General features: G+C 71.3%; 7 protein-coding genes. 4 read left to right on the forward strand and 3 right to left on the reverse strand.

The genetic code is table 11. From position 1 onward, the window contains the following. Window positions 1-46: 46 nt before the first annotated feature. From ACIHCQ_RS06155 to ACIHCQ_RS06165, 3 genes are all read right to left on the reverse strand, one after another. Entirely contained in the window at window positions 47-1,651 is a 1,605-nt protein-coding gene (locus ACIHCQ_RS06155; RefSeq protein WP_399658460.1) for an alpha/beta hydrolase, read from the reverse strand. Between the two features lie 138 nt (window positions 1,652-1,789). Continuing rightward, the gene (locus ACIHCQ_RS06160; RefSeq protein ID WP_399658462.1) at window positions 1,790-3,427 is read right to left on the reverse strand and encodes an alpha/beta hydrolase; all 1,638 of its coding nucleotides are present in this window, start codon (window positions 3,425-3,427) and stop codon (window positions 1,790-1,792) included. 88 nt (window positions 3,428-3,515) lie between these two features. Beyond that, window positions 3,516-6,347 carry a lysylphosphatidylglycerol synthase domain-containing protein gene (locus ACIHCQ_RS06165; RefSeq protein ID WP_399658463.1) on the reverse strand — a complete coding sequence of 944 codons (2,832 nt, stop codon included), beginning with the start codon at window positions 6,345-6,347 and terminating at the stop codon, window positions 3,516-3,518. Window positions 6,348-6,571: 224 nt separating this feature from the next. Here ACIHCQ_RS06165 and ACIHCQ_RS06170 point away from each other — a divergent pair, with 224 nt between their 5' ends. The 4 genes from ACIHCQ_RS06170 to ACIHCQ_RS06185 all read left to right on the forward strand — a co-directional run bounded on the left by ACIHCQ_RS06170 (window position 6,572) and on the right by ACIHCQ_RS06185 (window position 12,085). After that, window positions 6,572-6,946 carry an MGMT family protein gene (locus ACIHCQ_RS06170; RefSeq protein ID WP_399658464.1) on the forward strand — a complete coding sequence of 125 codons (375 nt, stop codon included), beginning with the start codon at window positions 6,572-6,574 and terminating at the stop codon, window positions 6,944-6,946. Window positions 6,947-7,146: 200 nt separating this feature from the next. Continuing rightward, window positions 7,147-11,109: a UvrD-helicase domain-containing protein gene (locus tag ACIHCQ_RS06175; protein ID WP_399658465.1), complete on the forward strand. Its 3,963-nt coding sequence runs from the start codon at window positions 7,147-7,149 to the stop codon at window positions 11,107-11,109. Between the two features lie 359 nt (window positions 11,110-11,468). Beyond that, a complete protein-coding gene (locus ACIHCQ_RS06180; protein ID WP_399658467.1) occupies window positions 11,469-11,717 on the forward strand; it encodes a hypothetical protein in 249 nt (82 codons plus the stop codon). After that, on the forward strand, window positions 11,702-12,085 hold the full coding sequence (locus tag ACIHCQ_RS06185) for a hypothetical protein (protein ID WP_399658468.1): 384 nt from the start codon (window positions 11,702-11,704) through the stop codon (window positions 12,083-12,085). Before ACIHCQ_RS06180 ends, ACIHCQ_RS06185 begins: the two co-directional genes overlap by 16 nt. Window positions 12,086-12,088 lie beyond the last annotated feature (3 nt).

Here is a 12,088-nt window from a genome sequence, read left to right on the forward strand (position 1 = left end):
CCGCGCCCTGCACGCCCTGCGCACGCTGTGCCGCGGGGCAGTATCGCTACGAGCAGGTCTTGCCGTTCGCCGGTACCTTGCCGTCCAGCAGATACGCGTCCACCGTCTGGGTGACGCAGCCGCTGTTGCCGTACGCGCCGTGCCCCTCGCCCTTGTTGGTGAGCAGCACCCCCACGCCCGCGCCCAGTTCGTCCGCCATCTTCTTCGCGCCCTCGTAGGGGGTCGCGGGGTCGCCCGTGGTGCCGACGACCAGGATCGGCGCCGCGCCCGCCGCGCCGACCTCCGGGGTCTCGGACGCGCCGGGCACCGGCCAGTTCGCGCACCAGCCCGCCAGGTCCCAGGCCAGATACGGGCCGAAGACCGGCGACACCTTCGTGAACTCGGCCAGATGGCGGGACCTGACCTCGGCGGCCGTCGCCCGGCCCTGGGTGTCCGCGCAGGATATGGCGCGCTGTGAGTGGTTCTGGGTGCTGTAGTGACCGTTCTCGTCGCGGTTGTTGTACGACTCGGCCATCAGCAGGAGCCGGGTGCCGTCACCGTTCTCGGCCTCCTTCAGCGCGTCGGTCAGCAGCGGCCAGTTGTCCTCGGAGTACAGCGGCAGGATGATTCCGGTCAGCGCGAGGCTCTCGGTGAGCTCGCGGCCCTCGTCGGTGGGCAGCGGCAGGCGGTCCAGCTCGTCGAGCAGTTTCACCACGCGCGCGGTGCCGTCCTTCGCGCTGACGCCGCGGCTCTTGAAGTAGTTCTCCAGGGCACGCTGGAACCCGAGGGCCTGATTGCGGGAGTGCCCGGCATAGTCGGCGGCCGGGTCGACCACGGCATCCAGGACAAGCCGTCCGACGCGCGACGGGAACAGGTGGGCGTAGACGCCGCCCAGTTCGGTGCCGTACGAGAAGCCGAGGTAGTGGAGCTTGTCGTCGCCGAGCACCTGACGTATCAGATCCATGTCGCGGGCGGCGTTGTCCGTGCCGACATGCGGCAGCACCTGCCCGGACCGCTCGGCGCAGCCCGCGCCGAAGGCCGTCGAGTCGGTCAGGTACGCCTTCTCCTCCGCGGGTGTGTCGGGAGTGAAGTCCAGCCGCAGGGACGACTCTGTCTCCTTGTCGCCACGGCAGATTACCGCGGCGCTCTCCGCGACCCCGCGCGGGTCGAAACTGACCAGGTCGTAACGGCTGTGGAGCGTCTTGAAGCCCTCGGCCGCGCCGGGCAGGGAGGCCACGCCCGAGCCGCCCGGCCCGCCGAAATTGAACAGTAGCGAGCCGATCCGCTTGTCCTTGTCGCGCGCCGTGGCGCGGATCAGGGCGATGCCGATCGTGTCACCGGCGGGTTCGGTGTAGTCGAGCGGCGCTGTGAGCACGGCACACCGCCACTGCTTGCCGGGCGTCCGCGCGTAGCTGCCGGATGCCTTGGTGGGGGCCTCGCAGGCCTCCCAGCTGAGCTTCTGGCCGGTCAGGGCGGCGGGCAGCGTGGCCGGCTCCGGAGTGTTCGGCGTGCTGCTCGTGCCGCGCGCGCCGGGAGCCGTCGGGGAAGTGGACGGGGACACGGACGGTGCGGCGCTGCTCGTGCCGTTGCCGCCGCTGTCGCAGGCGACGGCCGTTGCCCCCAGCAGCACCGCGGCCAGGGCCAGGGCCCCCGCCCGTACTCGCATCGTCATCCCGCGCCCCCAAGGCTTCGAAAACAATCAACGGCAGTCGAAGATTGTTTCGACATCCTAGGTGGCGCCACTGACACCGGCCCACTGACATCGGCCCACTGCCGCCGGGCTACTGACGCCAGCGCTACTGACAGCGGCTCACTGGCAGACCGTCCCGGCGGTCGGCGCCCTGCCGTCCAGCAGATAGGCGTTCACGGCCCGCTGCACGCACGCGTTGCCGCTGTTGTACGCGCCGTGCCCCTCACCCTTGTAGGTGAGCTCGACGCCGACACCCGGGCCGAGTTCGTTCGCCATCTTCTTCGCGCCTTCGTACGGGGTCGCCGGGTCGCCGGTGTTGCCGATGACAACGATGGGGGGCGCGCCCGCCGCGGACACGTCGGGGTCGGACCAGGTGCCGGACACTGGCCAGTCGTTGCAGCCCATCAGCCCCCACGCGAGCCATTCGCCGAAGACCGGCGACGCCGCGCGGAACTCCGGCAGTTTCGCTTTTGCCTGCTCCAGGGAGTAACGCTCCTTGTAATCAACGCAGTTGATTGCCGCGTTGGCCGCCTGGAGATTGCTGTAGTCGCCGTTCTCGCTACGGCCGTTCATCGCGTCGGACAGCGCGAGCAGCAGCGCGCCGTTGCCGCCGTCGGCCTCGTCCAGACCCTGCTCCAGCAACTGCCAGTACTTCTTGGAGTAGAGGGCCTGCGCGATGCCGTTGGCGGCCTGGGTCTGGGTGAGTTTGCGCTCGGCGCTGCCGGTGATCGGCTTGGCGTCGAGCCTCTTGAGGAGCGCGAGGATCCAGTCCTGGATCTCCTGTGGGGTGGAGCCGGGGAGCGGGCACTTGTCGCCGCGGGCCACGCAGTCCTCGGCGAAGTTGGTGAGGGCCAGCTGAAAGCCCTTGGCCTGGCCGAGGGAGCCCTGTTCCACGGTGTCGGTCGGGTCCACGACGGCGTCGAAGACGGCCCGGCCGACATTCGCCGGGTACAGGTGGGCGTAGACGCCGCCCAGTTCGGTGCCGTACGAGATCCCGAAGTAGTGGAGCTTGTCGTCGCCGAGGACCTGGCGCATCAGCTCCATGTCGCGGGCGGCGTTGAGGGTGCCCACATGCGGAAGCTGCTTGCCTGAGTTCTGCTCGCAGGCGTCGGCGAAGGACTTCCGGCCGTCGATGAGGGCCTCCTCCTCGGCAGCGTCGTCAGGGGTCGCGTCGAGCGCGAAGTACGCGTCGAGCTGACGGTCGTCCTCGCACTCCACGCCCGCGCTGCGGCCGACCCCGCGCGGATCGAAGCTCACCAGGTCGTAGCGGTTGCGCAGGGCTCCGTAATCCTTGGCGGCGGAGGGCAGGGTGGCGACCCCGGAGCCGCCGGGGCCGCCGAAGTTGAAGATGAGGGAGCCGATCCGCTTGTTCTGGTCGAGGGCCCTGGCACGGATGAGGGCCAGCTCGATGGTCTCGCCGTCGGGCTTGTCGTAGTCGAGCGGGACGTCCATGAAGGAGCACTCCCAGGCGGTGCCGCCGGGCAGCGGTGAGGGCGCGGGCCCGCCGCCCTCGGCCTCGGACGGGGCCGGGCACTTCCGCCAGTTCAGCTTCTGGGAGGTGAGACCCTGCGCGCCCTTCCGCTCGTTCTCCTGCTTGTCGTTGTCGCCGTTGTCGGTGCAGCCCGCGGCGACCAGCAGCACGGCAGAGGAGGCGGCGAGAGCGACGGCGCGTACGGCGACAGGCAGCGCGGTGCCTACGACGGTGCTTACGGCGGCGCGTGCGGCGGCCCGTACGGCGGAGGCAGGGGTGGTCGGCATGCCGCCATCGTCCGCCGTACGGGCGCGGGGCGCGCGTCGGGACGTTCCGTACGGGTGGGCCGGCGGGGCCAGAGCCCGCCCGCTACAACTACAGCGCGCCCTTGCGTGTGAGGTGGTTGAAGGCGAACCACCCCGGCAGCACCGGCAGCCAGAGCGTCAGCATCCGGTACAGCAGCACCGCGGGCGCCGCGACCTCCGACGGCACCCCGGCCAGCACCAGACCGAAGGTCAGCGCGCCCTCGACCGCGCCCACACCACCCGGTGTCGGCGCCGCCGACCCCAGCGCGTTGCCCGCCAGGAACACCACGGCGATGCTCGCGAAACTCAGCGGCTGCGTGCCGTCGCCGAAGGCCCGGATCGACGCGTCCAGACACATCACGAACACACCGGTCAGCAGCAGCATCCCGCCGATGCCGGTGAGCAGTTTCATCGGCCGTTGCAGTACGTCCAGCATGCGCGGCACCACGCCCGCGAACAGCGAGCGCAGCCGCGTCGAGACGAACTTCCGCAGGAACGGGATCGCGGTCACCACCAGCACGAGCACCGCGACCGTCAGCAGACCCGCGATCACCGTCCTCGACGGGGTGAGCGAGGCCGTCTTCTCCGTGCCGGTGAGATAGCCGAAGGAGAGCAGCAGCAGGATGTGCGCGCCCAGTCCGAAGAGCTGCGAGGCGCCCACACTCGCCACGGCGAGCCCGGGGCGTACGCCCGAGCGCTGCAGGAAGCGCGTGTTCAGGGCGACACCGCCGACCGCGGCCGGTGCGACGATCTTGACGAAGGACCCGGCGACCTGGGCGACCACGGTCCGCCGGAAACCCACTCGCTCCGGTACGAAGCCCAGCAGGCTCATCGCGGCGGCGACGTAACTGAGCGCCGAGAACGCGACGGCGACGGCCACCCAGCCCCAGTGGGCCCGCCCGAAGACGTCGCCGAAGTCGATCCCGGCGAGCTGCGAGAGCAGGAAGTACGCGGCGACCGCGCCCGCGATGAGGCTCAGGAGCGTACGTGGCCTGATCCGCTCCAGACGGACCGGCTCGACCGGCGCCTGTGGTCGGATGAGCAGCACCTGCTGGCGGATCTGGGAGAGCAGATCCTCCTCGCGCACCACGTTCATGGCCTCGTCGATGGCCTTCTTGTCGGCCAGCCGCTCCGCGCGCTCGGACTTGCGCAGGGCCTTGCGGTCGTCGCCCATGGCTTCTGCCGGAGCCGCCTGCCCCGCAGCGGCCGTCTCCTGCTGTTCCTGCTGTTCCTGCTGTTCCTGCGTTTCCGTACGGGAACGCCTGGCGGCCACGGACGCCTCAAGCACCGCGTCCCGCTCACGCTGCGAGCGCTCACGGGCCAGCCTGCGCAGCGTCGCCCGGGTGGAGCGGCTCAGCGCGATCGGCTGGAGCAGCGGCAGACAGTCGGCGACCACGTCCGGGCCGAGCACCCCGACGGCGGTGGCCACCGCGCGCTTGGCGCCCACCCGCAGCCCGATCGTGGTGAGGAGCTGCGCGACATCCATGCGCAGCACCACATCGCCCGCCGCGATCTCGCCGCCGCGCAGGTCGGTCAGAATCACCTTGCCGGAACGATCCACCAGAATCGCGTCGCCGGTCAGCCTGCGATGCGCGATGCGCCGGGAATGGAGCGCCTTCACCTGCCGCCAGGCCCCCCGTACCACGTCGTCGGTGATCTCTTCGTCCGCCATCGAGTCCAGGGAACGCCCGCCCAGGTGCTCGTACACCAGCATCACGGCGTCCGGACCGAGCTCCGAGGTGGCGATCAGCTTGGGGGCGTTGGCTCCGGCGGCGATCGCCGCGTACGCGAGGAGCGCCTCCTGTTCCAGTGCCTGGCGCAGCGACTGGATGGAGCGGCGGGTGGTGATGGAGCGCAGGGTCAGCCGCCGCCACACGCGGTAGAAGAAGCCCTGGGCCTGCTGCTCACGGTCGACGACGGTGACGTCGAGCGGCGGGCCGTCCTCCAGCGTGACCAGATAGCGGCGACCGCGGTCGCCCTGGTCGGCGGAGTCGGGCACGTCCTCGGCGCGCATCGCGGTGACCGGGCGGAAACCGACGTGGCGCAGACCGGCCAGCAGGGTCTGGCCGGTGGGCCGTACGTTCGGGGAGCCGACCGCGTACAGCGTTCCGTACGCGACGGTCCAGCCGAGCAGCACGGTGAGGATGATCGAGAACGGCGTGGTGTAGCCGGCGACCAGCATCGCGAAGGCGTCGAGCAGCAGCACCACCCACAGGATCACGCGCCAGCGCGGCCTGCGGGACATTCCGACGGCCGTCATATACGCGATGACGGGCGCGAGATAGCCGTGCACCGGGTCCGTCAGTCCGCCGCCGCTCTGCGTCTGGGTCAGCGCGTCCTGGATGGAGCCGGGAGCGGCCTCGGCGACCCAGAGGTCGGTGGCGAGGGTGACGCCGTGCGCGAGCACGGCGGCGAGCACGCCGTCCGCGATGCGCAGCCCGTCCCGTTTGATGAGCCGCTCGATCGCGAAGGCGACCGGGACGAGCAGCACGGCGATGCTGGACACCAGTCCGGCGATCTTGACCAGCAGGTCCGGGGCCTGGTCGGTGCCCTTGTTGATGTCCTCTTCGAGGCCGGAGGTGGTGCCGTGGGCGAAGGCGGCGATGGCGAGCAGCACGGCGATCGCGAGGATGCCGATGAGCAGACGCAGCAGGTCGGAGGGGCGGTGAACGCGGGCGGCGAGCAGCGGCTCGTCTCCGGAGACACGGTCGACGAGGGCTACGTCGGTGACGGAGGGGCACTCGGCGCTGCGCGCGTCGTCCTCGCCGAGGGGGCCGTCGGGAATGCCGTCGGGGGTGCTGTCAGGGGTGCTGTCAGGGGGGCCGTCGGGCGCGCCGTCGGGCTCGGGCGCGTCCGGGTGTGACTCAGCCGCAGGGGTGCTTGCCGCCTCCGGAGGCTGCACACCCTGCTCCTTCGTCTTCTCGGTCTCTTCTTGATCTCGTATCACCAGTCACCGCCCGGACGATGGTGGCATGACCCTCTGGCGGAGGGGGGCATCAGGGTGCATCGCCGGGGTGTGAGATGCGCAAGATGCTCCTTTTTGCCTTTCCGGTCCCACACTCTCCTCACTGTCCACACTGCCCACTGTGCCTGCTGTTCAGGGCGTTGTCGGTGGTGTGCGGCAGGATGGGCCGGATGGATGAGCTGCCGGAGTACGCGGAGCGGGTGCTTGAGGTCGCGGAGCTGATCCCGCCCGGCCGCGTGATGACGTACGGAGACATCGCCGAATGGCTCGGCGAGGGCGGACCGCGTCAGGTCGGCCGGGTAATGGCGCTGTACGGCGGCGGCGTGCCCTGGTGGCGCGTGGTGCGCTCGGACGGCACGCTGCTGCCCGGCCATGAGCTGCGCGCCCTGGAGCAGTACCGCTCGGAGGGCACGCCCCTGCGGGAGGCCGCACGCAGTGCCGAGGATCACGTGCCGCGGCTGGATATGAAGCGCGCGCGGTGGGACGGCGGCGAGGGCGGGGCGGTGGCGCGGGCGGGCGACGGCGCTCACATATGAGACCGTCATGGGCGTCGTACGGCCGAAGCTGTCCGGGATGGTCCGAGGACCAGTCCTGGTCCGGGTTCGGTGCGGAGCCGGGGTGCGCGGCCGACTCGCTGCGTCCCCGCCCCGCGGCGGCGTAGCGTCTCCAGCGCGTCCAGCGCGCGGCACGAACCGCTCCATCACCACCAGCACACCCACCAGGACCGGCGATCCACGTGAGTTCCTCCTCCACCTCGGGGCGTACGACGTACCAGCGACAGGTACGTCAGGGGGCCCCCGCACGCCCGCAAGGGCACAGGGGGAGGACCCCGAGCGCGTACCGACTGGTGCGTACCCCGCCGGACCCGGTGGATCCCCCTCTCCTTGACGCAAGTCAGCGCGCGGTGGTTGACCATGGTCGCGGTCCGTTGCTCGTGCTGGCGGGCCCGGGCACCGGCAAGACCACGACGCTGGTGGAGGCGGTCGCCGCGCGGGTCGCGAAGGGCGTGGATCCGGAACGGATCCTGGTCCTGACCTTCAGCCGCAAGGCGGCGGTGGAACTGCGCGACCGGATGGCGCTGCGGCTCGGCGCCCTGCACGCTCCGCGGGCGACGACCTTCCACTCCTTCTGTTACGCCCTGGTCCGCGCGCACCAGGACGCCGATCTCTTCTCGGAGCCACTGCGGCTGCTGTCCGGTCCGGAACAGGACGTCGCGGTACGAGACCTGCTGGCCGGCCAGCTCGACCTGGAGAAGGAGGGTCTTGCGGGGAAGGGCTGGCCGGACGAGCTGCGGGCCTGCCTCACCACGCGCGGCTTCGCCGACGAAGTACGGGCGGTGCTGGCCCGCAGCCGGGAACTGGGCCTCGGCCCCGACTCCCTGGCCCGCTTCGCGGCACGCACCGGCCGCCCCGACTGGGGGGCGGCGGCGACGTTTCTGGCGGAGTACCTGGACGTGCTGGACATGCAGGGCGTGCTGGACTACGCGGAACTGGTGCACCGCGCGGTCCTGCTGGCCGAGCGGATCGCGTCCCCGCACGACGTTCCGTACGACGCGGTGTTCGTGGACGAGTACCAGGACACCGACCCGGCTCAGGTCCGGCTGCTCCAGGCGCTGGCGGGCCAGGGGCGGACGCTGGTCGCGCTCGGCGACCCGGACCAGTCGATCTACGCCTTCCGAGGCGCGGACGTGAACGGCATCCTCGACTTCCCGGACACCTTCCGGCACGCGGACGGCAACCCGGCGGGGGTGGCGGTCCTGACGACCTCCCGACGCAGCGGCTCGCAGCTGCTGGCGGCGACGAGACTGCTGACCCGCCGGATGCCGCTGACCCGCCTTCCGTCGGAGAAGGTCAGGGCGCACCGGGAGCTGCGGGCGGTGCGGGAGGGCGGGAAGGTCGAGACGTACACCTTCCCGACAGCTTCCACGGAACTGGAGAACATCGCGGACATCCTGCGCCGGGCCCACCTGGAGGAGGGCGTGCCCTGGCACGACATGGCGGTCCTGGTCCGCGCGGGCGGCCGCACGATCCCCGCGGTCCGCCGGGCGCTCACATCGGCGGGCGTCCCGCTGGAGACGGACGGCGACGATGTGGCGCTACGCCATGAACCGGCGGTATCGCCGCTGCTGACGGCACTGCGAGCGGTGGCAACGGCGGCACTCCGGAGGGCCCCGGCGGGGGGCGGTGCGGGTGCGGACCCGCAGCCCGGCGAGACCGGAGCGGAGGGGCCTGACTCTCAGGCTGCCGCCGATTCGGGTGCCGAGGCCTTGGTGTTCGCGCCCGGCGAGAGCAGGGCCGCGGGTTCGGGGCCGGTGTCCGGCGAGGCCCGTGCTGACGGTTCGGGACCGGTGTCCGGCGAGGCCCGTGCTGACGGTTCGGGACCGGTGTCCGGCGAGACCGGGGCCACCGGTCCGAGAGCCTTCACTCCACTCGACCCGCCCGGCGAGACCGGAGCGGAGGGGCCTGGCCCTCAGGCTGCCGCCGACTCGGGGTCCGAGGCCTCGGACCCCATGCCCCCCATGCCCGGCGAGACGGGCTCCGACGACGCGATGGCTGTCGGTTCAGGAACCATCACCCCACTCGATCCACCCGGCGAAGCCCGGGTGGATGGGGTTGGCCCTGCGGCTTCCCACCTGGGTACGCCGCAGCCGGGTGCCGAGGTCTCGGAGTCCACGCCGGGCGAAGCTGGAGCGGAGGGGTCTGGAGGGCCTGCCCCCCAGTTTCGGGATGGGGGTACTCCCCCTGGCTTCGCCGGGGACACCGCCACCCAGGCGAAGCTCTGGGGGAGGCCGGGTGAGGGGAGCGAACAACCCCCGCACCCCGGCCACTGGCTTCCCACCGACACCGCCCTCACCCTCCTCGCCTCCCCCCTCGGCGGCATGGACACCGCCGACCTCCGCCGCCTCGCCCGCGCCCTCCGCGACGAAGAGCGCGCCGGTGGCAACCGCGTACCCCCGCCCTCCGACCAGCTCCTCGCCCGCGCCCTCGCCGAGCCCGAGCGGCTCGTCGCGCACGACCCCGCGTACGCCCGTGGCGCACAACGCCTCGGCGCCCTTCTGCGCAAGGCGCGCGAGCTCCTTGAGGGTGGCGGCACCGCCGAGGCCGCCCTCTGGGAGCTGTGGGACGGCACCCCCTGGCCCACGCGCCTGGAGCGCGCCGCCCTCCGCGGCGGCGCCTCCGGTCGTAACGCCGACCGCGATCTCGACGCCGTCTGCGCCCTCTTCGACACCGCCGCCCGCGCCGAAGAACGCACCGGCGGCCGCGGCGCCCTCAACTTCATCGAAGAGCTCGAAGCCCAGGACATAGCCGCCGACACCCTCTCCAGGCGAAGCGTCCGCCCCGACGCCGTACGCCTGATGACAGCCCACCGTTCCAAGGGCCTCGAATGGAGCCTGGTCGTCGTCGCCGGCGTCCAGGAAGGTCTCTGGCCCGACCTCCGCCGCCGCGGCTCCCTCCTCGAAGCCGACCGCATCGGCCGTGACGGCCTCGCCGAGCCCCTCACCCCCGGCGCTCTCCTCTCCGAGGAGCGCCGGCTGTTCTACGTCGCCGCCACCCGCGCCCGCGACCGCCTCGTCGTCACCGCCGTCAAGGCCCCCGCCGACGACGGCGACCAGCCCTCCCGCTTCCTCCCCGAACTCGGCACGGAACCGAAGGACATCACCGGCCGTCCCCGCCGCCCCCTCGCCGTCGCCCCGCTCGTCGCCGAGTTGCGCGCCACCACAGTGGACCCGCGGGCCAGTGACGCCCTGCGCGACGCCGCCGCGCACCGGCTCGCCCGCCTCGCCGCGCTCACCGACGACGAGGGCCAGCCGCTCGTACCGTCCGCGCACCCGCACCGCTGGTGGGGCCTGTACGAGCCCACCGAGAGCAAGATCCCGCTCCGCGACCGCAACCAGCCCGTCACCCTCTCCGGCAGCGCACTGGACCAGCTCGCCAACACCTGCGCGCTCCAGTGGTTCCTCGGGCGCGAAGTGAAGGCGGACGCACCCGCCACGGCCGCCCAGGGCTTCGGCAACGTCATCCACGTACTCGCGGACGAGGTCGCCTCCGGCCGGACCCCCGCCGATCTCGCCGTCCTGATGGAACGCCTCGACTCTGTCTGGAACGCGCTCGTCTTCGACGCGCCTTGGAAATCGCAGCAGGAGAAGGAGCACGCGCGCGTGGCGCTCGAACGCTTCCTGCGGTGGCACGTCATGGACCGCGGCGGGCGGACTCCCGCCGTCACCGAGCACGACTTCGACGTGACGCTGGAGGCGGGGGAGTACGAGGTACGGATCCGGGGCTCCATGGACCGCGTCGAGCAGGACGAACACGGCCGCGCCTACGTCGTCGACTTCAAGACCGGCAAGCTGGCGCCCACCAGGGACGAGGTCGACCACCACCCCCAGCTCGCCGTCTACCAGCTCGCGGTGCGCGAAGGCGCGCTGGACGAGGCGTTCGACGGCCGCCGCCCGGAGGCCGGCGGCGCCGAACTCGTACAGCTGCGCCAGCCCGCGCCCAAGAAGGAGGGCGGCGACGGCCTGCCCAAGATCCAGGCTCAGGAGCCGCTGAACGGGGAGTGGGTCGGCGAGCTGCTCGCCACCGCGGCAGGACGCGTCCTCGATGAACGCTTCACCCCGAGTGCCGGGCAGCACTGCACCCACTGCGCCTTCCGCGCCTCGTGCAGCGCGCAGCCGGAGGGCCGCCACGTAGTGGAGTGAACGGCGGCGCGCCGCGGCACGACACGGCGCGACACGGCACGACACAACGAGATGTGACGCATGTCACGCTTGTTCGCGTACGTCCATGCAAGCTCCACGGCGGTCGCATAAGCGCGCGATAAACAGATCGACGAGGAGACGTACAGATGGCGGTCAACCCGAAACTTGTGGTCATGGCGATGGTCTGCGTGACCTAGATCGCCGGCCTGACAGGCTGTGCCAACAAGGACGACGACGCCAAGGGCAAGGCCGACTCCGCAAGCAGCAAGGAACCTACGGCTGCCGCGACGTCGAAGGCCCCGGTCTTTCCTTTCGCGGGTCTGACCGCCGACCAGATAGCCGAGAAGGCGGTCACGGTCATGAAGGGCGCCCAGTCGATCAGGATGGCGGGTGAGTTCACGTCCGAAGGCGAGCAGACGAGCATCGACATCGCCGTGGACACCAACGGGTCGTGCACCGGCACGATGGGGATAGACGGCTCCAAGGCCGACCTGCTGCGGGTCAGCAAGATGATGTACATGAAGGGCGACGAGAAGTTCTGGCGGGCCTCGATGGAAGGGGATGGCACCAGCAAGGCCGACACCCCGAGGCCATGGTCCAGCTGCTGAAGGGCCGCTGGTTCAAGATGGGAGCGGAAGGCCCCGAGGAGCTGGGCGGGATCTGCGAGTTCGAGCTCATGACGGCGGAGACGAGCGAGGACAAGGCCGAGCGCAAGGGCATGACGAAGGGCCCGGACGCCGAGATCAACGGCCAGAGCGTGGTCACTCTCATCAAGAAGATGGCGGCAGGTCATACGATCACCGTGTACGTGGCCAAGGAGGGCAAGCCCTACCCGCTCAAGGTCGTTGAAGTGGGCGGCGACGAGCCGGGCGAGATGGTCTACTCCGACTACGACAAGCCTGTGAACGCCGTGGCCCCGCCGGCCGACCAGGTGGTCGACCCGGAGAAGCTGGGCGCTGAGTCCGGGCTCGGCTGAGGC

The organism is Streptomyces sp. NPDC052236 (assembly GCF_044548015.1).
In the GTDB taxonomy this organism is placed as follows: domain Bacteria; phylum Actinomycetota; class Actinomycetes; order Streptomycetales; family Streptomycetaceae; genus Streptomyces.